This is a genomic window from Mesorhizobium sp. LSJC285A00 (genome assembly GCF_000503155.1).
Lineage (GTDB): Bacteria > Pseudomonadota > Alphaproteobacteria > Rhizobiales > Rhizobiaceae > Mesorhizobium.
The window spans coordinates 1-21038 of record NZ_AYVK01000060.1; the positions used below are offsets into that span (position 1 = coordinate 1).

A 21038-nucleotide genomic window follows, 5' to 3' on the forward strand; every position below is an offset into this window, starting at 1 on the left:
GGCGCCGCCGCCGCAACCGGTAAGGGCTGCTCCGGCCGCCGTTCCGCCGCGCCAGGCCGCGCCGGCGCCGAAACCGGCTCAAATCTACCAGGCGAGCAATGTGACACCGCTGCCGGCCTATGGCTCCGCCGCCAATACTGCCCGGCAGGCGCCGCCACCGAAGCATGAGTCCATCGACGATACCCTGATGCGGGAGCTCGAGGTCTCGCTCGACGATTCGCACCCCAAACCGGCAAGCAAGCCGGCTGCGAAGGCACCGCAGTCTCTCGACGACGAGATGACCAAGCTGCTCGGCGAACTCGCCAGCCAGAAACGATAAAGCCCGGCGAACCGTCACATCTTGCCGATTCCCGATCGGAACGCCGCTTAAAGCGCGTCGCACAAATCCGTTCAGCGCGACGCGCTTTAACTTCGTGCGATTAAACCCTTCGCTAAAAACACAAATGGCCGGGAAACCCGGCTATTTCTGATGAAACAGTCCTGCCTGACGGCAGCGGCTCAATCGTCGCGATAGACCTTCTCGCGGCGTTCGTGGCGCTCCTGCGCTTCGATCGACAAGGTCGCGATCGGACGCGCGTCGAGTCGCTTCAGCGCGATCGGCTCGCCGGTTTCCTCGCAATAGCCGTAAGTGCCTTCATCGATGCGCTGCAGCGCCGAATCGATCTTTGAAATGAGCTTGCGCTGGCGGTCGCGGGCGCGAAGCTCGATGGCCCGGTCGGTTTCCGAGGAAGCACGATCGGCGAGATCGGGGTGGTTGGCGTTTTCCTGCTGCAGGATTTCGAGGGTTTCGCGCGCTTCGCGCAGTATGTCGGTCTTCCAGGTGACGAGCTTCAAGCGAAAGTAGGATTTCTGCCGTTCGTTCATGAACGGCTCGTCTTCGGAGGGTACGTAATTGGCTGTAACGATATCGTTCATTCGACTCACCCAACAACCCCAAATTTGGCGCCTATATATTCGCGCAGAGAAGGCTGCACAAGCGTAATCCGCGCGCGTTTCACGCAATTGTTAATGCCGCGCGGGCGATCCTCAGCAAAGCCTTCCATAGGAAGGGCGCGGGCGAATTCGCACATGATTCGCTGCGCTTGGGCGTCGCCGCCCATTGTGCCTCAGGCCTTTCTCGTGGCTAATCCAGTTGTGTCATTGGTGGGCAGCACACCATTGGGGGTCCGGTGAGCAGACTGTATCTGTTGAGGCATGCGAAGGCTGGCTGGGCCCTGCCCGGCGTGCGCGACTTCGATCGCCCGCTCGACGCATCCGGCATTGCCNGCATGCGAAGGCTGGCTGGGCCCTGCCCGGCGTGCGCGACTTCGATCGCCCGCTCGACGCATCCGGCATTGCCGATGCCGAAATGATGGGGACGGCGATGCGTGCCCGCAACTACATCCCCGATATCACGCTCTGCTCCAACGCCAAGCGGGCGCGCCAGACGCTGGAAGGCATCGCCGGCCACACCGATACCGGCCGGGTGCTGTTCTTCGACACCCTCTACAGCGAGGATGCCGCCGGCTACCTCGCCATCATCCGCAGCAATGGCGGCCCCGGCTCGCTGCTGGTCATCGGCCACAATCCGATGACGGAAGACCTTGCCATGGCGGTCTCGGGCGACGGCGACGAGGCTGCTCGGGCCATCATGAACCATGGTTTCCCGACCTCCGGCCTTGCGGTCGTGCGCTTCGACGGCACCCTCACCGAGGCTGCGCAAGGCGCGGGCTACCTCGAAGCCTTCCTGACGCCCGTCGATCTCTGAGCCGAGCCGGCCGAGGCCGGGCGCCATTTCAAACTTGAACCGCAAAGCCTATATCGGCGCAAGAGAGCACGCCTGAGAGAACAGATTTTGGCATCATCGCTGACCACTTTCACCGACGAAGCGAGAATTGCCCTGGATACGCTGTCGGGGCGTGCGAGCGGGCTTTTTTCGCCGTCGCTTCGGCTGGGCGTTACCGGCCTGTCCCGGGCCGGTAAGACGGTGTTCATCTCGGCTCTCGTCCACAATCTCATCCATGGCGGGCGCCTGCCGCTGTTCGAGGCGCAGAAGTCGGGACGGATCGCTCGCGCCTTCCTCGAGGAACAGCCGGACGATGCCGTGCCGCGTTTTCAGTACGAGGACCATATCTCCGCCCTGGTCAACGACCGTGTCTGGCCGGACTCGACGCGCGCCATTTCGGAACTCAGGCTCACCATCGAATATGAGTCTGCCTCCGGTTGGAACCGGATGTTTTCCAGCGGCCGATTGTCGGTCGACATCGTCGACTACCCCGGCGAATGGCTGCTCGACCTGCCGCTGCTCGGCAAATCCTTCGCCGATTTTTCGCGCGAGGCGTTCGAGATGGCGATGCTGCCGGTGCGGGCCGACCTGTCGCAGGACTGGCGGGCGCTGTCGGCGAGGATCGAACCCAATGCCGAAGCCGACGAGATGACGGCGCGGCGCCTCGCCGAGAGTTTTGCCGCCTACCTCAAGGCCTGCAAGCTCGACGAGCGGGCGCTTTCGACCTTGCCGCCCGGCCGTTTCCTGATGCCTGGCGACCTCGAGGGATCGCCGGCGCTGACCTTCGCGCCCTTGCTGCTCAAGGGTGAGAAACGGCCGCGCTCCGGCTCGCTGCAAGCGATGATGGAGCGCCGCTACGAGGCCTACAAGACGCATGTGGTGAAACCGTTCTTCCGCGAACACATCACCCGCCTCGACCGCCAGATCGTGGTGATCGACGCCATGCAGGCGTTGAACGCCGGCCCCGGCGCGATGGCCGACCTGGAACGCGCGGTGACCGAAATCCTCTCCTGTTTCCGTCCTGGCCGAGGCAATTTCCTCACCGACCTGTTTTCACGCCGCATCGACCGCATCCTGGTTGCCGCGACCAAGGCCGACCATTTGCATCACGAAAGCCATGACCGGCTGCAGGCAATCGTGCGGCGGCTTGCCGACCGCGCCGTGGCGCGGGCAAATTTCACCGGCGCCGATGTCGATGTGGTCGCCATGGCGGCGGTGCGCGCGACGCGCGAAGGCACGGTCAAGCAAGGCCGCGACACCCTGCCGGTGATCATCGGCACGCCGCTGAAGGGCGAGAAGATCAACGGCGAAACCTTTGATGGTAAAGCCGAAACCGCCATATTTCCCGGGGACTTGCCGGAGAAAATTGATGCGGTTTTCGACGTTTCGGAAGCCGACCACCGGCAGAGCAGCGACGATCCGGCGATCCGTTTCGTGCGCTTTCGCCCGCCAAAGCTCGAACGCACCGCTGAAGGCGTCACGCTGTCGCTGCCGCATATCAGGCTCGACCGCGCCTTGCAGTTCCTGATCGGAGACCATCTGGCATGACCGCGCCCCGCAGACCGGCAGCTTTCCGCATCGAGCCGGAGGCCGAACCGAAGCAGGAAACGCGCAGCCCCCATGCCGAGCCGCCGCGCAAGCCGCGCACCGTCGTCGTGCCGGCCGAGATCGATGTCTTCGATGAGCCGGACATTGTCGCCGCCGAACCGCCGCCGGCGACCGCGCCGCGCAGGCGCTCGCTGTTTGCCAGCCTGTTTTTCGGCGCGGTCGGCGTGCTGGTTTCGCTCGCCGTCGGCCTGTGGACCGACCAGCTCATCCGCGACCTGTTCGAGCGCGCAGAGTGGCTGGGGNGGCTGGCAGCGGGAATGGCCGCAATTGCCGTGTTGGCCCTCGCAGTCGTGCTGGTGAGCGAATTCCTGGCTATCGCCCGGCTGGCCGAGGTCGAAAAACTGCAAAAGCGGGCGCTCGATGCCGTGGCCCGCGACGATCCGAAGGCTGCAAGGGCCGTCGTCGAAGAGCTTTCGGCCTTTGTCGCTGCGAAACCCGAAACCGCGGCCGGCAGGCGCTCCCTGGCCGAATTGCGCGGCGAGATCATCGATGGCGGCAATCTGGTGCGACTGGCCGAGACCGAAATTCTCGGGCCGCTCGATGCGAGAGCCAAGGTGATGATCCTCGAAGCAGCCAAACGCGTGTCGCTGGTCACCGCCGTCAGCCCCCGCGCACTCGTAGACGTTGCCTATGTCGTGTTCGAGGCCGGGCGCCTGATCCGCCGCTTGTCCGAACTCTACGGCGGCAGGCCGGGCACGCTGGGCTTTTTCCGGCTGGCGCGCAGCGTTCTTGCCCATCTGGCGGTGACCGGCTCGATCGCCGTCGGCGACAGCTTTGTCCAGCAGATCGTCGGCCATGGCCTTGCCGCACGGCTTTCGGCGAAACTCGGCGAAGGCGTGGTCAACGGCATGATGACGGCGCGTATCGGCATTGCTGCCATGGAGACGGCGCGGCCCCTGCCCTTCATTGCCGGCAGGCGGCCGGGTATGGGCGATTTCCTGTCGGCGCTGACCTCGTTTGCGGCCAGAAAAGAGAATGAAGCACCCGCCTCGACCAAGTGAACGCCCTCTCGCGGTCACCAAGCATTAACCAATCTTGTTCATGGTCGTCCAACAACAGCCTCCTTGTTGCCGGGTGTCGTCTATGAAAAGCGTAATCTTGTCCTGCGTCCTGCCCCTGGTCGCGCTTGCAGCACCTCTGGGCCCGACCGGGAAAGCCTTTGCAGCGGAGCCCGACAAGCAGTTCTTCCGCACCGTTGAAGGCAAATGGGTCGGCCCGGGCGAAATCATCGCCGGCAAATACAAGGGCACGAAGTTCACCTGCAGCTTCGACGGCTCGACGCCGGACAACAAGACCGGCATGACGCTCGATGGCGACTGCCGCGTCGGTGTCTTCACCCAGAAAATGTCGGCGACCGTCGAGCGCAAGGGCCGCGACTACAAGGGCAATTTCATGGGCGGCGCCGCGGGGTCGGGCCTGGACATCATCGGCGGCAACGTGGTCGATGCCCGCAAAGTCGTCTTCACCATCAACCGCAACCAGCTGCGCGGCGTCATGCAGGCCCGCATTCCCGACGACAATTCGATGACGGTGACCATCGCCGTGCGCGTCGACCAGCAGCTGGTGCCGGTCATCGGCATGAGCCTCAAGCGCGTCGACGCCGTCGAAGTCGGCTCCATCGCCAAAAACTGACTCTCAAGCGGTTCCCCGAAAAAAGCGCGGAACGGGGTTGCACTGCGCGTTAGCTGAGCTGTTCCGCTCAGCTCGATGTCGGGAAGGACACGCCACCTTGCGGCCAGGTTGGCGCTCCTCAAGCACGGGCCGCTCGGGCGGCACCTTTCTGCCGCGACCGGACATGTGGCGCGCAACCGACGATGTCAGCGTCTCCGATGGCCCAAGCCACAGCAAGGCCAACGTGTCATGGTCCTGTGCGTGCCGGCGGTCCTCCGTGTCAGCGCGATGCGCTTTAAGAACACCAGCAAAAAAGGCGGCGGCTACTCGAGCCACCGCCTTCCTCAATTTCCGAACGAAGAATCAGCCCTTGATGGCGGCCGTCAGCTCGTCATAGGCCTTGCAGGCGTCGGCCGGCGTGGTGGCGCCCTGATATTTGGTCGTCACAGCCTGCACCTTGGCGGTCAGGTCGGCGGCCTTGGTCGGATCCTTGGTGATCGCTTCCTGCAGCGCGGCGGTCATTTCCTGCGCCTTCTTGGCCGCGATTTCCTGCGTGCATTCAGGCGCCTTCGAACAGGCCGATGCGGCAAGCATGGCGACACCCACGCCGACGAGCAAAAACTTCTTCATGTCAGTCATTCTCCTCACGAAGGCAGAACTTGATCGTCGCTGCCTTCCAACGGCCGAAGCCTGGCGTCCCATAGCCGCCGATTGCGGCAAAACGCAACGTGTGCGGCGCATAAACCTGTGCAGCGCTGCTGCAACGGCGCGGACGGCCTGATTGAGGCCGCCCGTGTCAGACGAAGCGAGGTTTCAGCCACGAGGCTGCAGCAGCGCCAGTGCGGCCGTCGCCGCGGCAAGGACGGCGGTTAGGGTCAAAGGTCCCGTAGCGCCATAGGTGTCCACGACATAGCCGCCGACAACCGCACCGACGGTGATGGCAACCTGGAAGGAAGTGACCATCAGGCTGCCTGCTGCTTCCAGCGCATCAGATGCCGCGCGAGACATATTGGTCGGCAGCACCACCGGCGCCATGCCGAAGGCGAAGCCCCACAGCGTAACAAAGCCGAAGGCAACGCCGGTTTGCGCGCCCCAAAGCACCAAAGCGAGTGCCGCAAACGCCATCAACGCGGCGGTAACTGCGAGGGCCATGTGGATGTTGGTGTCGGCCAGGCGGCCACCGGCAATATTGCCGATCACAGCGGCGATGCCGAACCCGAGCAGCGCCAGGGCAATCGGCCCGGTTGTGAGGAGCGTCACCTGTTCGAGGAACGGGCGCACATAGACCGAGCCGGCAAAATGCCCGGTCATCAGCAGAACAATGGCAAGCATGCCGAGTTGGATGCCACGCCGCCGTGTCAGCCGAAAGACGTCTGCAAGGCTGTTGCTTGCCGCCGCAGGCAAGGTCGGCAGGCTGAGAAGCTGCAGCAGCATGGCAAGCGCGGCCAGCCCCGCCGTCATGGCCATCGCGCTGCGCCATCCCAGCCAGTCACTGATCAACGCACCCATCGACGGCGCGGCAATGGTCGCGAGCGAGACGCCGAGGGTCACGATCGCCATGCCGCGACCTGTCGCATTGGCGCCGACCAGCCGCGCCACGACGGCAACGGAAAGTGCCCAGAAAGCGCTAAGAGCGATCCCCAACCCGGCCCGGCCCAGCAACAGCAGCCAGAAATTGGGCGCCAGCGCCGCAAGAATATTGGAACCGACCGCCAGGGCCATGAGGCCAACCAGCACCGCCTTGCGGTTCAATCGGCCGATGAGAACATTGCTCAACATGGCCGTCACGGCGCCAACGGAAGCGGTGGCGGTGACGACCTGTCCGGCAGTTCCCTCGCTGATGCCGAGATCGCGCGCCATCGGCGTCAACAGACCTGCCGGCAAGAACTCGGCTGACACCAGGGCAAAGCTGGTGGCCGCCAATGATAGGACCGCAAACCATGTGGCCGCGCTCCACGCGGCTGGTGCATCGGCATCAAGGCCGATTGCGGCGTCTTCAAGCTGTAATGTTGTGTCCGTCACGGAAAGATCTCCACAGTTGGAGATCTTAGATAGGCGAGTCCGCCCGGATGTTATGTACCTTAAAATCCGAAATTCATATCCATTCGTCCGGGAATTGTGCGACGCACAACGCCTGGCGAGACATTGGTGATGCGCTTGAACGCGCGGGCGAAGGACGCCTCGGAATCATAGCCCAAACGGGTAGCGACTTCGGCAACCGACAAGCCGTTTTGGCCCAGCAATTCGCGGGCAAGCTGCATTCGCAGGCGGGCGAGATAATGTGCGGCACCCTCCCCCAATACCGCGCTGAAGCGCTCGGCGAAAATCGAACGCGATTGGCCTGCCACGCCGGCGAGGCTTCCCAGCGTCCAGTTGTGGCCGGGGTCGCGGTGCATGGCCGCCAGAGCGCGGCCTATATGGGGGTCGCGGATGGCTGCGAGCCAACCGGTGGTCGATGCGCCGTTGCAATTGACCCAGCACCGGATGAGCCTGGCTGTCAGCAAATCCGCCATACGCGACAGGATGGTGGCGCTGCCCATCTGCGGTTGCGCGGCCTCCACCGTCATGGCCGCCAGCAAAGGGCCGACCATCGGGTCATTGCCGGCCACGTCGCAACCCTTGATGAGAGGCGGCATCAACGTGATCAACGGATTGAGCGCATAGGAGCCGAGAGACATGGAGCCGCAGAAAAGGGTGCTTGTCGCGCCCGTTCCCTGCCGTATCACTTCGCAAACGTTGCCGCCCAACTTGATCACCTGGCAGCCCTCGAGCGAATCGCCCACCACGTCCGGCGCACTCGCCAGCCGATGGGCGATGCCTTGCGGCAGCAGCACCAGATCGCCATCGCGCAACTCCTGCCAGCCTTGCGCTTCGGTGTGAATCCAGCATGGACCCTGGCCGACAAAGTGAAAACGAAGCAGTTGTTGTTGCGGAAAGTCTATGCTCCATGGGTGCCGGAGTTCGCAGCGGCCATAGTTGACGCCACTCAAGCGAAAGTCTTGCAGAACTTCGCTGAGCGCATCCATCGGGATATGTGGCAGCGGCGACGGCCGGGACGAATAATCAGGCATTTGTCAGATATAGATACCGGCCGTCCGACAGGCAAGCGCAGACTGTTGTTCCACCGGGGAATCGCTGCCACGGCACCCTACCCATCCTGGCAGGCTTCCCGCCCTTGCCTCCCGCTCCCGGTGCATGCAAGGAGTGCTGTCGGACACAGGGACAAGAGGCATGGCAGCGGAAGCATCGGGCAGCGATCTCATTCAGGTGGTGGCGCTGCTTGCCGCAGGCGTCGTCGCCGTTCCGATCTTCAAACGCATGGGGCTGGGCTCGATCCTAGGCTATCTCGCCGCGGGCGTGGTCATCGGCCCGTTCGGTATTGGCATTTTTTCCGAATCGGAAGCCATCCTGCATGTCGCCGAACTCGGCGTGGTCATGTTCCTGTTCATCATCGGGCTGGAGATGCAGCCGTCGCGGCTATGGGGCCTGCGCCGCGAGATTTTCGGCCTCGGCGCGCTGCAGGTCGGCGTCTGCGCCTTGCTGCTCACCGGTGTTGGTCTCGCCGGCGGCTTTCCGATCGCGCAATCCTTCGTTGCCGGCGCCGGCTTTGTCCTGACCTCGACGGCGATCGTCATGCAGCTTCTGGAAGAGCGTGGCGAGATGGCCAGCCCCAAGGGCCAGCGCATCGTGTCCATCCTGCTGCTCGAGGATCTGGCAATCGTGCCGCTTCTGGCGCTGGTCGCCTTCCTGGCGCCGGGCGGCAGCGAGATGACCCTGCAGCAAAGGCTGACCGAAATCGGCATCGGTCTTGGCGCCATCGTCGGGCTGGTGGTGGCCGGCCGCTATCTGCTCAACCCGTTCTTCCGCATCCTGGCCGACGCCAAGGCGCGCGAAGTCATGACGGCGGCAGCCCTTCTGGTCGTGCTGGGGTCGGCGCTGGTCATGCAGCTTTCCGGCCTCTCGATGGCGATGGGCGCCTTCCTCGCCGGCGTGCTGTTGTCGGAATCGACCTTCCGCCACCAGCTGGAGGCCGACGTCGAGCCATTCCGCGGCATCCTGCTTGGCCTTTTCTTCCTCGCCGTCGGCATGTCGCTCGACCTACATGTGGTGGCCGACAACTGGCGGCTGATCGCCGTCTATGTCGTCGCCTACATGGCGATGAATGCGCTCGGCATCTACCTCGTCGCCCGCTTGCTGAAGAGCGGTCATCGTGAAGCGCTGGAACGCGCCGTGATCATGGCGCAAGGCGGCGAATTCGCCTTCGTCCTCTATTCGGCCGCGGCGGCGGTTGGCATCATCGACAGCCGGGCCAACGCAACGCTGACCGCGATCATCATCATCTCCATGGTGCTGACGCCGCTGGCCATCATTGCGCTCAAATATGTGACGCCGCGCGACGAGCAGTCGCTTGAAGGCGTCGACATCGCCGACGGCCTTACCGGCAGTGTGCTGGTCATCGGCTTCGGCCGTTTCGGCCAGATCGCCAGCCAGCCGCTTTTGTTGCGCGGCATCGACGTGTCGATCATCGACAATGATGTCGAAATGATCCAGGCGGCCGCCGATTTCGGCTTCAAGGTCTATTATGGCGACGGCACGCGGCTCGACATTCTGCGCGCCGCAGGTGCAGGCCGCGCCCGCGCCGTGCTGATCTGCGTCGACAAGCCGGACGCCGCCGTGCGCATGGCGGAACTGATCAAGGCGGAGTTCCCGCTGCTGACTGTCCTGGCGCGTGCCTTCGATCGTGGCACCGCGCTGTCGCTCATCCGCGCCGGAGTCGACTTCCAGCTGCGCGAGACCTTCGAATCGGCCCTCGTCTTCGGCGGTTCCGCGCTCGAGGTTTTGGGCGTCGAGCCGGAAGATGTCGCCGATGTCATCGAGGATGTGCGACGGCGCGACAATGCCCGACTGGAGACGCAGCTGGCCGAAGGCGTCCGCGCCGGGCAACGTTTCCTCAGGGGCAATACCGGCACGCCGATCCCGACGCCGCTGACGCAACCGCGCCGGCCCGGCCAGGCGCTGAACGAAGAGACGGCCGGCGTGCTGCACAAGCCCGAGCCCGCCGATCAGGGGGAAAGCTGATGACCGCATCGGATGAGCGCGCGCTCGCCGTCACCAAATTCTGGCGCGAGGCCGGCGAAGACGCGTGGTTCGAGAAGAACGACGTCTTCGACGCGGATTTCCGCAGCAGGTTTCTCGACCTGCACTTTGCCGCCGCGCGGCGCGAGTGCGACGCATGGTCGGAGCATGCCGAGGGTTCGCTGGCGCTGATGATCCTGCTCGACCAGTTTCCGCGCAACTGCTTTCGCGGCTCAGGCCATATGTACGCCACCGATCCGCTGGCACGGCACTTTGCCGCCAAGGCGATTGCGGCCGGCCATGACCTTTCGCTGGAAGAAAACCTGCGCGTCTTCCTGTACCTGCCCTACGAACATTCGGAACTGCCCGCCGACCAGGACAGATCGGTCGAGCTCACCACCGCCAGGGCGCCGGAGTATGTGAAATACGCCATCGAGCACCGCGACATCATCCAGCGCTTCGGCCGCTTTCCGCACAGGAACAAGATGCTTGGCCGCGAGACGACGGCGGACGAACAGGCATTTCTCGATGGCGGCGGCTTCTCCGGTTAACCCAGCCACCAATCGCGGCCGGAAGCCAGCCGCTCTATGCCTGACGTATCGACGGCGCTGAGCCGCTCGGTCACGCTCCTGCCGCCCACCGCCAGATCCGGCGCGATCTCTGCCAAGGGCGCCAGCACGAAGGCGCGCTCCACCATTCGGGGATGCGGCACCTCCAGCCCGGTTTCGTGGATTGTGCGGTGGCCGAACACCAATATGTCGATGTCGATCAGGCGCGGACCCCAGCGCTCCTCGCGCACCCGCTTCAGCTTGCGCTCGGCCTCGAGGCAGAGGTCGAGCAGCGCCCTTGGCGCCAGCGAGGTCGAGATTTCGGCAGCGGCGTTGAGGAAATCCGGCTGGTCGAGCTTGCCCCAGGGCGGCGTGCGGTAAAGTGAGGAGACGGCGACGACGCGCGTGCTCTCGTCGGCGTCGAGCAGGCGCAGCGCCGCCGCCATCGAGGCCGAGGGATCGCCAAGATTGCCGCCAAGGCTGAGATAGACCGTGTTATTGTTACTCTGGCCAGACAACGGTCACCTCGACATAATCGAGCACGCCGGGCACCGGTGCGTTGGGCTTGCGCACGGTGATCTCGGCCTTCCTGATCTGCGGGAACCGTGAAGTCAGCGCCTTCGCCACTTCGAGCGCCAGCGCCTCGATCAGGAAGCGGCGATGTCCAGTGACGATCTTTTCAATCACCGTGAAGGCGATGCCGTAATTGACGGTGTCCTCGATGGAATCATCCTCCAGCGGGCGGCTGGGCTCGACCGTCAACTCGGCATCGACATAAAAACGCTGGCCAAGCGCCTCTTCCTCATCCAGCACGCCGTGCCGGGCAAAGAAGGCGCAGTTCTTCATGCGGATGACGTACATTTCTTAGTGTCCTGGGCTCAGCGTCCTGGCTTTTCGCGCGCCAGCATAGCATCGGCGACCGCCAGTGCGTCCACGTTGATTGCGACATCGTGGACGCGAAACAGATCGGCGCCCTTCAGCCTCAGAATGACACTGGTGGCTACCGTCCCGGCGGCGCGCGCGCCGGCTTCGCGGCCGGTGACGGTGCCGATGAAGCGTTTTCTGGAGGTGCCGGCCATCAAGGGAAAACCGAGCTCCTTAAGCTCGGAAAACCGCGCCATCAGGTCGAGGTTTTCCTCAGCCGTCTCCTTGGCGAAGCCGAAGCCGGCATCGAGTACGATATGATCGTCCGCAACGCCGCTGCGCCTGGCGACTTCCAGCGAAGCCTTGAGGAACAAAAACTGGTCGGCGATGACGTCGGGCAGTTTTTGCCGCCCGCGCCCGGTATGCATGATGACCAGTCCGGCGCCGGTCTCGGCGGCGACGCGGGCGATGCCGGGTTCACGCTGCAAGCCCCAGACATCGTTGACGATATGCGCGCCGGCGGCGACGGCGAGGCGCGCGGTTTCCTCGCGATAGGTGTCGACCGAAATCAGGGCTTCGCCTGAACTGGCGAGCGCGGCGATGACCGGCAGGATGCGGGCCTGCTCTTCTTCAGGCGTCACGGGCGAGGCGCCGGGGCGCGTCGATTCCCCGCCGATATCGACGACGGCGGCGCCTTCTTCCACCATGCGGTGCGCCTGCGCCACCGCCTGGTCAGGCGTGATGAACAGTCCGCCATCCGAAAAACTGTCGGGCGTGACGTTGAGAATGCCGACCACAATGGCTTTCTCGCCAAGGTCGAGATGGCACTTATGCGCCAGTTGCCATCGCCTTGTCGTCATTGTCCTTCAACCATGTGTCTCATTGGCATGTGGCTCATTGGCATGTGGCTCATCGAGCGCTTGCAATCCATCAACGATGCGTGATCGGTGGAAGATCAATTCCGTTGCGCCGGCAACGGCCGTAAAGCAAGGTGAGTGAAGAGGCAACATGATGAAACGACCCCTGCTCTGCGCCCTGATGCTGGCTTTGACCGTCCTGCCGGCGAATGCTGCCAATCTGGTGAAGACCTACAGCTATTTTGCCATCGGCGGCAGCACGCTCGATGACATCGAGACGCAATTGTCGAAGCATGGACCCGAGGTGAAAAGCACCGGGATGCGGCATCCAGGCGCCACCCAGATGGCGTTCACCACCCGCATCAGCTACGCGCAAACCGCAGACACCTGCCGCATCGCCAAGGCCGCCGTTACCGTCAAGGTCAAGGTCATCCTTCCGGAGTGGCGCAGGCCGCGCAAGGCCGATCCCGATGTCAGGCTGTTCTGGGACACCCTGTCGGCCGACATCAAGCGCCATGAGGAGCGTCATGTCGAGATCGCCAAGAACCACGGCCGTCTGCTCGAAGACGCGCTGAACGCGAGCTTTGCGCAAAAGACCTGCGCCGGGGCAAAGGCGAAGGCGGCGCAGATCACCGCGGCCGAACTCGCCAGGCATGACCAGGACCAATTGCGCTTCGACCGCGTGGAAGGCGTGAATTTCGAAAGCCGCATCCTGCGGCTGCTGCGCTACCGCATGCAGCGCGTCGAGAACGGCCAGCTTCCGCCCGGCTGAAACACGGCGATACCAAGCCAATTCTGCCGAAACATGAGGCCAGCCCCAGAAAATTTTCGGGCATAGGTCGAAATCGGCCTATACGGGACGACATATGTCAGGCTCGCAAGATATGTCAGGCTGGCAAGGCGCGAGCTTCGAAACACCAGATCAAGACCAATTGAGGCGGCGCGTAGCGGAGCGGCCATTTGGCGCCGCGCAATCGCTCTCAAACTTTATGGATGAAATGATATGGACCAAGCTGTCGATAAGCCGGCTAGGCTGCCTCCCGCCGCACCGCTGACGGAAAGCGAGAAGAACGTCATCATCGCCGGCATCCTTTTGTCGATGCTGTTGGCGGCGCTCGACCAGACAATCGTCGCGCCGGCCATGCCGACCATCGGGCGTTCGCTCGGCCATGCCGACTACCTGCCGTGGATCGTGACCGGCTATCTCCTGACGGCGACGGCCATGGCGCCGCTCTACGGCAAGATTTCCGACGTCTATGGCCGCCGGCCGACCGTCTATGCGGCGATCCTGATCTTCCTTCTGGGATCGCTGGTCAGCGCCATGGCCCCCAACATGTTCGTGTTGGTTGTCGGCCGGGCGATCCAGGGTGCGGGCGGCGGCGGCCTGTTCGCCCTGGCGCAGATCGTCATCGGCGACCTCGTGCCGCCGCGTGAACGCGCGCGTTATGCCGCCTGGATTTCGGGCACCTGGGCTGTCGCCAGCATCGCCGGGCCTTTGCTCGGCGGCGGATTTGCCGAACATCTGCATTGGTCGCTGATCTTCTGGATCAATATCCCGCTCGGCATCTTGGCCATGGCCATCATCAACAAGCCGCTGCGCAAACTGCCGGTCGCCGCAAAGCGGCATCGCATCGACGCGCCGGGCGCGCTGCTTCTGGTGGTGGCGACGGCATTGCTGCTTTTGGCCCTCAACTGGGGCGGCAGCGCCTATCCATGGGCCTCGCGCGAGATCGTCGGCCTGCTCGCCTGTTCGGCGGTCTTCTGGGGTGCGTTCGCCCTCAGGCTGATGCGTGCGGCCGAGCCGCTGATTTCGCTTGAAGTGCTGAGCAATCCGATCGTGCTTGCCGGCACGGCGTCGATGTTCCTGCTGCAGGCCGCCAATATCGGCCTGTCGGTGTACCTGCCGGTCTATCTGCAGTCGATCATCGGCCTGTCGGTCAGCCAGTCGGGCCTTGCCATGCTCGGCCTGCTGCTCGGAACGGTCGCCGGCGCGACCTTCAGCGGCCGCACGATACCGCGCTTCTTCCACTACAAGCGTATAGCCATGGTCGGCGTTCTCTTCGCCATTATCTGCCTTGGCGTGCTCAGCCTGGTCGCCGGCCGCGCCTCGCTGCTGGTGGTCGAGCTCTTGACCATCTGCATCGGCCTTGGAAGCGGCACCACTTTCCCGGTCGCCACCGTATCGGTGCAGAACGCCGTCGACCGCGCGCATCTCGGCGTTGCCACCGGCGTGCTGACCTTCCTGCGTTCGCTGGGCAGCGCGCTCGGCGTCGCCATGCTCGGCGCCGTCGCGCTCGGCTATGGCCTGCCGCTTGCCGGCGAAGGCGCGCCGGCTGCCGGACAGATCGTCTCGGCGACGCCCTTCATGATGATCTTCCTTGCCGCGGCCGTCACGCTCGTGCTGGCGCTGATGACGCTGGCGCTGATGCCGGAGAAGTCACTGCGCGGCCGCGACGACGCCGAGGCGCCAGTCGTTCTGGTGGAGTGATTCGGAAAGCCCTGTAGGACCTACTCCACGACGCCGAGCTTCTTCTGCAGGCTGGTCGACGACGTCGTGTACTGGAAGACGATGCGCTCACCGGGGCTGATGATGCGCTTGGCGGCCTGCGCCATCAGCGCCACCTCGTGAAAACCCGACAGGATCAGCTTCAGCTTGCCTGGGTACCAGTTGATGTCGCCGACGGCAAAGATGCCTGGCACCGAAGTCTGGAATTTCTCGGTATCGACCGGGATGAGGTTCTCATGAAGGTTGAGCCCCCATTCGGCGATCGGGCCGAGCTTCATGGTCAGGCCGAAGAACGGCAGCATGCGCGTGCACGGCACCTCGATGTCGCCGTCAGGCCCGCCCTTGATGGTAGCAGAGGCCAGCTCGCCGTCGGCGCCGGTCAGGCCGCTCACCTGGCCGACCCGGAACTCCAGCTGCTTCATCTCCTGCATGGCATACATCTTGTTGACGCTGTCGGGCGCCGCCCTGAATTCCGCGCGCCGGTGGACCAGTGTCACGCTTTTTGCCACCGGCTGCAGGTTCAGCGTCCAGTCGAGTGCGGAATCGCCGCCGCCGACGATGACGAGGTCGTGGCCGCGGAATTCCTCCATACGGCGCACCGAATAGAAGACGCTCCTGCCCTCATAGGCCTCGATGCCGGGAATGGGCGGCCGTTTGGGCTGGAACGAGCCGCCACCGGCGGCGATCACCACCACCTTGGCTTCGAACACCTCGTTCTCGTCGGTGGTGACCCGAAATGAGCCGTCGTCCAGCTTTTCCAGGCTGGAGACCATGCGGTTGAAGGTAAAATCCGGCTTGAACGGGTGAATCTGCTCCAGCAGTCTGTCGACCAGCCCTTGCGCCGAGATCGAGGGCCAGCCTGGAATGTCGTAGATCGGCTTTTCCGGATAGAGTTCGGCGCATTGGCCGCCGGGCCGGTCGAGGATATCGATCAGATGGCACTTCATGTCGAAGAGGCCAAGTTCGAACACGGCGAACAGGCCGACCGGACCCGCCCCGACGATGAGTGCGTCCGTCTTGATTACATCGGTCATGCCAGGCGAGCCTCATTGTCAGACTGGGGCGAAACTGGCGCGAGACTGCATGAGCATTGGCCCGCTGCCAAGCGGCGGCGGGAAAAATCAGATGGTACGGGAGATCAACCCTGGCGAGCCGGCACGCGCACGACCAGGCCGTCAAGCGCGTCGCGCACCTTGATCTGGCAGGACAGGCGCGAGTTCGGCTGGACGTCATAGGCGAAGTCCAGCATGTCCTCTTCCATCGCCTCCGGCTCGCCGACCTCGGCCGTCCAGGCTTCGTCGACATAGACATGGCAGGTCGCGCAGGCGCAGGCGCCGCCGCATTCTGCCTCGATGCCCGGCACCGCGCTACGGATCGCATTCTCCATGACGGTCGAGCCGTTTTCGGCCTCGACATCGAAAGGAGTGCCGTCATGGGCAATGAAGGTCAGCTTGGTCATTTATCACCTGAAGGGAGTCCCAGCCGAGATAATCACTCCACCGGACAAGTCAACTGCGGCGCGAAAGCGCCGCTTTGTGACGTTTTTTCGGAAAGCTGGCCAAAGCACGCCCTGGCCCCGTCGATTCATCCCGGTGGCCGCTGCCGAGCGGCAGCCATTACCGGCTGATGGCGGCGATGAAATCGCGCACTTCCTCGATCAGGGTGCCGAGGCGCTTGAGGATGCGCGCATCTTCCGGCTGCTGTTCGATCGAGGTGGCGCAGTCGGCGATGGCAAAGGCGCCGACCCCGCGCGCCGAACCTTTCAGCCCATGCGCCAGAAGCAGTCGCTCCCTGACATCGGCATCGACTATTCTGTCGCGGACGGAAAGCGCCTGCTGTACGAACAGCGCCAATACCTCCTGTTCGAGGGCGCGATCCCCCATAGTCTGACGGGCCAGGTGGGCCAGATCCACTGGGCGCGAACGGGCCGGTCCCGACGCATCGCCGCCCGGCATTGAGAAGGCAATGCCGCTTTCACCGCGTACCAATTTGAAACTCCTTGTGCCGATCGCCGAAAAAACTAGGCGATTTCCGTCGCCAACGCGTTAATGAATGGGCTGGAAAATTGTTGCCGTTGAGGCGGTTAGATCACGTTGTCGTTAACCTTATATTTAAAGTTTTACGTATCTCGCGGAATGCATGTTTTCTTTACCCCTGTGTGTCATTACGATACGAAGGTCCATTTTCAGCCTCCTGCGTGGGATAAGACGAGCCAGAATCAGGCAAAAATAAGAAGTCCCTCGGCAGCTAGTACAGGGTAGCGAAGGCATGGCGAAGAAACCAACGACGACCAGAACTCTCGACAGCGACGTAGCCAGGGAACTCGAAAAGGCACTAGACCTCGATCTCAGCGGAGACGGCAGCGGCGATCTCGATATCGCGGCGTCGATGGAAGATCTGGAAGCGCAGATATCGCAGGCCGCGGACGAACTGGCGCGCGAAGGCCGCCCCCAGAAGCCCGCCCCCGCTCAAAACGCGCCCGTCCAACAAAACCAGAGTGCGAAGCCGGCAGCCAAGCCCGCCGAGTTGCGCCCGGTCGAATCGCGCAACAGCGCGCAGCCAGCCGGCTTCAAGCCGGCAAACGATGACCGCCAGAAAGATTACAAGACGCTGCTACACAGCCTCAACCGGCGCGCGTCTAGCACGATCTATTGGGTCGTGGCGTTCGTGTCGCTGGCCTGGATCGCCGGCGCCGGCGGCCTCGCCAATCTGCTGTTTGGCCCCAGCATCTGGAAAATTCGTACGTTCGATCAAATCCTGGCCCGCCCTGAACTGATCGGCCTAGCGATCGCGGCAATCATACCGGTCGTCCTGTTTTGGGCCTTCGCGGCGATGATCCGCCGCGCGCAGGAAATGCGCATTGCCGCGCAATCGATGACGGAGGTGGCTTTCCGCTTGGCGGAGCCGGAAAACCTCGCCCAAGACCGCGTGATGATGATCGGCCAGGCCGTTCGCCGTGAAGTGGCGGCGATGGGCGAAGGCATTGAGCGCACGCTGGCGCGCGCCGTCGAGCTCGAAACTCTGGTCCACAGCGAGGTCAACCAGATCGAACGCTCCTATTCGGAGAATGAATCGCGCATCCGGTCGCTGGTCGACGGGCTGGGCAGCGAGCGCGAAGCCGTCGTCACTCATGCCGAGCGCGTGCGCGCCTCGATCACCGGCGCGCATGAAACGCTGAAGGACGAGATCGGCGCCGCCTCCGACATTATTCGCGACTCTATCCTCAACGCGTCGACCAAGCTGTCGATGACGATCACGAATTCCGGCGACACACTGATCGACCGCATCAATGAAAGCTCGATGTCGATCTTCGATTCCGTCGAAACCCGGCTGGATTCAATCACCGACAGGCTGTCGACGTCGGGCGAAGCCTTTGCTTCGCTGCTCGACACCCGCATCGCCAAGCTGACGGACACCACAGACGGCCTGACCCGGTCGCTGACCGACCTGCTCGACGACCGCACCACCGGTATGGTGTCGCTGCTCGGCGGCGCCGCCCGCACCCTGAGCTCGGAATTCGAGTCCAGCCTGAACGGCATCGAGCGGACGCTGGCCGAGCGCGGCCAGGCGCTGATCAGCGAATTTCAGACCCGCGCCGAAGCACTCGATACCGGCACGCAGAAGCTCAACGCCGCGCTCGAGGCGCGCGCCCGCCAGATCAACGAAACGCTGGTCGAGCGCGCCCGCGAGATCGCCCACACCTTTGCCGAGAGCAAGGATCATTTGTCGGCGATGATCGATCAGGGCAAGACCCAGATCGGCGCCGACATGGCCGACATCGTCTCGTCGACCTCGTCGATGCTCGAAGCCCGCGCCAGCGATTTCGCCGGCCGCATGGAAGCCGCCCGCCATGTCGTGTCGCGCTCCTTCGACACCGACATCCAGCGTCTTGCCGATGCCCGTGTCGGCATCGAGGACGCCGTCGAAAACCACAGCCGCAAGCTGTCCGAAAGCCGCGAACGCATGGCGGCTGCCATGCAGGCGGACCTGGCGAAGTTCGCCGAGGGCCGTGCCGGCATCGATGCGGCCGTAACCAACCAGGTGCAGAAGCTGGCCGAAGGCCGCAACCTGATCTCGCGCGCCCTGGAAGAGGATCTGCGCAAGGTCAACGAGTCGCGCGCCGCCATCGACGCGTCGCTGGGCAGCCATCTCGAGCGGCTTGAAGAAGGCCGCAACCGGCTCAACCAGGCTTTGCATGAAGACTCCGGAAAACTTGTGCAAGCCCGTACGATCATTGACGAAATGGTCGCCGGACATGTCGGTAAACTGGCCGAAGGCCGCAACATTCTGTCGCGCGCCCTGGAAGCCGATCTCGGCAAGCTCGCCGACAGCCGCGCCTCGATTGACGGGCTGGTCGCCGGCCAGGTTGAAAAGATCGCCGAAGGCCGTGCCATCCTGACCAAGGCGCTCGAAAACGACATTATCGGCATCAAGGGCGTGATCGAGAACCACTCGGCGAAACTGGCCGAGGACCGAACCGAACTCAGCAAGGCGCTGGAGAACGACCTATCCGGCATCAGGGGCCTGCTCTCCGACCATTCGAGCCGGCTTGCCGACGATCGTGGCCTGTTGTCACAGACGCTCGAGGCCGACCTCGCCAAGCTCGCCGAGAGCCGGTCGAGCATCGACGGGCTGGTCGCCGGCCAGGTCGAGAAGCTGGCCGAGGGGCGCGATATCCTTAAGCGCGCGCTCGAAGCCGACCTCAACACCATCAAGGGCGCCATCGCGGGTCATTCCGACAAGGTGGCGGAAGAGCGCGGTCAGCTTTCCAGGGCACTGGAGGCCGATCTGCAGAATGTGAACAGCCTGATCGCCGACCACTCGAACCGGCTTGTTCAGGATCGTTCGACGCTATCCCAGGCGCTTAAGGATGACCTTCAGAATGTGAACAGCCTGATCACCGACCACTCGAGCCGGCTTGTCCAGGATCGTTCGACGCTATCTCAGGCGCTTCAGGACGATTTGCACAATGTCAGCGGCATCATGGCCGATCATCAAAACAGGCTCGTCCAGGACCGTTCGGCGCTCTCAAAGGCATTGGAAGACGACATCGCCAAGCTGGCGGAGAGCCGCTCCAACATCGATGGGCTGGTCGCCGGACAGGTCGAGAAGCTCGCCGAGGGCCGCGACATCCTCACACGGGCGCTCGAAGCCGATCTCAATGCGATTAGGAGCGCCATTGCCGACCAGTCGCAGAAGCTGAGCGAAAACCGTGGCGAGTTCGCACGGGTGCTGGAAGCGGATTTGGAAAATGTCAACAGCCTGATCGAGGGTCACAGCGACAAGCTCGTCCGGGATCGCGCGACGCTGTCGAAGGCTCTCGAGGACGACCTCGCCAAGCTGGCCGAGAGCCGGTCGAGCATCGACGGACTGGTCGCGGGCCAGGTCGAGAAGCTGGCCGAGGGCCGAGACATCTTGAAGCGTGCGCTGGAAGCCGACCTGCAGAAGCTGTCGGCAAGCCGCGGTGAGGTTGACGACATCATCGCCGGCCATGTCGGCAAGCTGGCCGAAGGCCGCAACATGTTGACCCAGGCGCTGGAAGACGATCTGGCAAAGCTCGCCGACATACGCAAGGATGTCGACCGCTCGCTGTCGGGCCATATCGACCAGATTGCCGGCAGAAGCACCGATATCTCGGCGGCAATCGCTGCCGATGTCGAGAAGATCGAGCAGGCCTTCAGCAAGCAGACCGGCATCATCGAAGAGCGCGCCGGAACCATGGAGCGCGCGTTGTCGGTGGGTGTCGACAATGTCCGCAGCGTGCTCGAAAAGAGCGCCGTCTTCGTTGCTGGCGCGCTGCGCGAGAAGGTGATGGAAGTCACCAGCGCGCTGCACGAACAGGCCGGTGCTGCCTTCAGTGACGCCGACCGCAAGATCGCCGAGCGTGCCGAGCAGACCTCGGCCGCCCTTTTGGCCCGGGCCGAGGACATCGCCCGCACCTTCGAGGACGCGGATCGCCGTCTGCACGCCCGTGCCGAGGACACATCGAGCGCCCTGATTGCTCGCGCCGAGGATACGACGAATGCCTTGCTTGCTCGCGCCGAAGACACAACGAGCGTGCTGCTTGCCCGGCATGACGAGACGTCGAACTCGCTGCTCGCCCGCGCCGAAGAAACGGCCGGACGGCTGGCTGCCCGCGCCGGCGAGATCGCCGGCACGTTCGACGCCGCCGACCAGAAGCTGGTCGCCCGCGCGGTCGAGAC

At 63.7% G+C, this 21038-nt stretch carries 19 protein-coding genes and 2 pseudogenes; 10 read left to right on the plus strand and 11 right to left on the minus strand.

Annotated elements, in window-relative coordinates:
- Nucleotides 1-319 (plus strand): annotated as a pseudogene (locus X726_RS139085) (hypothetical protein); the annotation flags it as partial.
- 179 nt (nt 320-498) lie between these two features.
- Here X726_RS139085 and dksA read toward each other — a convergent pair.
- Nucleotides 499-915: an RNA polymerase-binding protein DksA gene (dksA, locus tag X726_RS139080; RefSeq protein WP_023673491.1), complete on the minus strand. Its 417-nt coding sequence runs from the start codon at nt 913-915 to the stop codon at nt 499-501.
- Between the two features lie 5 nt (nt 916-920).
- Nucleotides 921-1100 carry a hypothetical protein gene (locus tag X726_RS1000000170885; protein WP_023706174.1) on the minus strand — a complete coding sequence of 60 codons (180 nt, stop codon included), beginning with the start codon at nt 1098-1100 and terminating at the stop codon, nt 921-923.
- Nucleotides 1101-1252: 152 nt separating this feature from the next.
- Here X726_RS1000000170885 and X726_RS01935 point away from each other — a divergent pair, with 152 nt between their 5' ends.
- The 4 genes from X726_RS01935 (at nt 1253) to X726_RS139065 (ending at nt 5005) form a co-directional block, all read left to right on the plus strand.
- Nucleotides 1253-1747, plus strand: a complete 495-nt coding sequence (locus X726_RS01935; protein WP_033002062.1) for a histidine phosphatase family protein — start codon at nt 1253-1255, stop codon at nt 1745-1747.
- Nucleotides 1748-1834: 87 nt separating this feature from the next.
- Entirely contained in the window at nt 1835-3313 is a 1479-nt protein-coding gene (locus X726_RS139075; protein ID WP_023673493.1) for a YcjX family protein, read from the plus strand.
- The gene (locus X726_RS139070; protein ID WP_023673494.1) at nt 3310-4374 is read left to right on the plus strand and encodes a TIGR01620 family protein; all 1065 of its coding nucleotides are present in this window, start codon (nt 3310-3312) and stop codon (nt 4372-4374) included. The genes X726_RS139075 and X726_RS139070 overlap by 4 nt, the downstream gene beginning before the upstream one ends.
- An 82-nt stretch (nt 4375-4456) precedes the next feature.
- Nucleotides 4457-5005, plus strand: coding sequence for a hypothetical protein (locus X726_RS139065; RefSeq protein WP_023673495.1), 549 nt, complete (start codon nt 4457-4459; stop codon nt 5003-5005).
- Nucleotides 5006-5347: 342 nt separating this feature from the next.
- On the opposite strand, the gene X726_RS139060 is transcribed toward X726_RS139065, so the two are convergent.
- From X726_RS139060 to X726_RS139050, 3 genes are all read right to left on the minus strand, one after another.
- The gene (locus X726_RS139060; RefSeq protein WP_023673496.1) at nt 5348-5614 is read right to left on the minus strand and encodes a hypothetical protein; all 267 of its coding nucleotides are present in this window, start codon (nt 5612-5614) and stop codon (nt 5348-5350) included.
- Nucleotides 5615-5797: 183 nt separating this feature from the next.
- Nucleotides 5798-7006: an MFS transporter gene (locus X726_RS139055; protein ID WP_023715852.1), complete on the minus strand. Its 1209-nt coding sequence runs from the start codon at nt 7004-7006 to the stop codon at nt 5798-5800.
- Between the two features lie 59 nt (nt 7007-7065).
- Nucleotides 7066-8055, minus strand: coding sequence for an AraC family transcriptional regulator (locus tag X726_RS139050; protein WP_023673498.1), 990 nt, complete (start codon nt 8053-8055; stop codon nt 7066-7068).
- 160 nt (nt 8056-8215) lie between these two features.
- Between X726_RS139050 and X726_RS139045 the strand changes: the two genes are divergently transcribed.
- A complete protein-coding gene (locus X726_RS139045; protein WP_023673499.1) occupies nt 8216-10063 on the plus strand; it encodes a monovalent cation:proton antiporter-2 (CPA2) family protein in 1848 nt (615 codons plus the stop codon).
- On the plus strand, nt 10063-10611 hold the full coding sequence (locus X726_RS139040; RefSeq protein WP_023673500.1) for a DUF924 family protein: 549 nt from the start codon (nt 10063-10065) through the stop codon (nt 10609-10611). Before X726_RS139045 ends, X726_RS139040 begins: the two co-directional genes overlap by 1 nt.
- On the opposite strand, the gene folK is transcribed toward X726_RS139040, so the two are convergent.
- The 3 genes from folK to folP are packed head-to-tail and all read right to left on the minus strand — an operon-like array spanning nt 10608 to nt 12332.
- Nucleotides 10608-11126, minus strand: a complete 519-nt coding sequence (gene folK, locus X726_RS139035) for a 2-amino-4-hydroxy-6-hydroxymethyldihydropteridine diphosphokinase (RefSeq protein ID WP_023673501.1) — start codon at nt 11124-11126, stop codon at nt 10608-10610. The two genes, X726_RS139040 and folK, sit on opposite strands and share 4 nt — an antisense overlap.
- Nucleotides 11110-11469: a dihydroneopterin aldolase gene (gene folB / locus X726_RS139030; RefSeq protein WP_023673502.1), complete on the minus strand. Its 360-nt coding sequence runs from the start codon at nt 11467-11469 to the stop codon at nt 11110-11112. The genes folK and folB overlap by 17 nt, the downstream gene beginning before the upstream one ends.
- A gap of 17 nt (nt 11470-11486) precedes the next feature.
- Complete coding sequence (gene folP / locus X726_RS139025; RefSeq protein ID WP_023673503.1) at nt 11487-12332, minus strand: dihydropteroate synthase; 846 nt, start codon at nt 12330-12332, stop codon at nt 11487-11489.
- A 148-nt stretch (nt 12333-12480) separates the two neighbouring features.
- Here folP and X726_RS139020 point away from each other — a divergent pair, with 148 nt between their 5' ends.
- Nucleotides 12481-13101, plus strand: a complete 621-nt coding sequence (locus tag X726_RS139020; RefSeq protein WP_023728091.1) for a DUF922 domain-containing protein — start codon at nt 12481-12483, stop codon at nt 13099-13101.
- A gap of 231 nt (nt 13102-13332) precedes the next feature.
- A complete protein-coding gene (locus tag X726_RS139015; protein WP_023673505.1) occupies nt 13333-14817 on the plus strand; it encodes an MDR family MFS transporter in 1485 nt (494 codons plus the stop codon).
- A gap of 20 nt (nt 14818-14837) precedes the next feature.
- Here X726_RS139015 and X726_RS139010 read toward each other — a convergent pair whose 3' ends face one another.
- The 3 genes from X726_RS139010 to X726_RS0136700 all read right to left on the minus strand — a co-directional run bounded on the left by X726_RS139010 (nt 14838) and on the right by X726_RS0136700 (nt 16790).
- On the minus strand, nt 14838-15869 hold the full coding sequence (locus tag X726_RS139010) for an NAD(P)/FAD-dependent oxidoreductase (protein WP_023673506.1): 1032 nt from the start codon (nt 15867-15869) through the stop codon (nt 14838-14840).
- Between the two features lie 104 nt (nt 15870-15973).
- Nucleotides 15974-16294, minus strand: coding sequence for a 2Fe-2S iron-sulfur cluster-binding protein (locus tag X726_RS139005; RefSeq protein WP_023673507.1), 321 nt, complete (start codon nt 16292-16294; stop codon nt 15974-15976).
- 157 nt (nt 16295-16451) lie between these two features.
- Complete coding sequence (locus tag X726_RS0136700; RefSeq protein ID WP_023688665.1) at nt 16452-16790, minus strand: Hpt domain-containing protein; 339 nt, start codon at nt 16788-16790, stop codon at nt 16452-16454.
- Between the two features lie 313 nt (nt 16791-17103).
- Here X726_RS0136700 and X726_RS139000 point away from each other — a divergent pair.
- Nucleotides 17104-21038 (plus strand): annotated as a pseudogene (locus X726_RS139000) (kinesin); the annotation flags it as partial.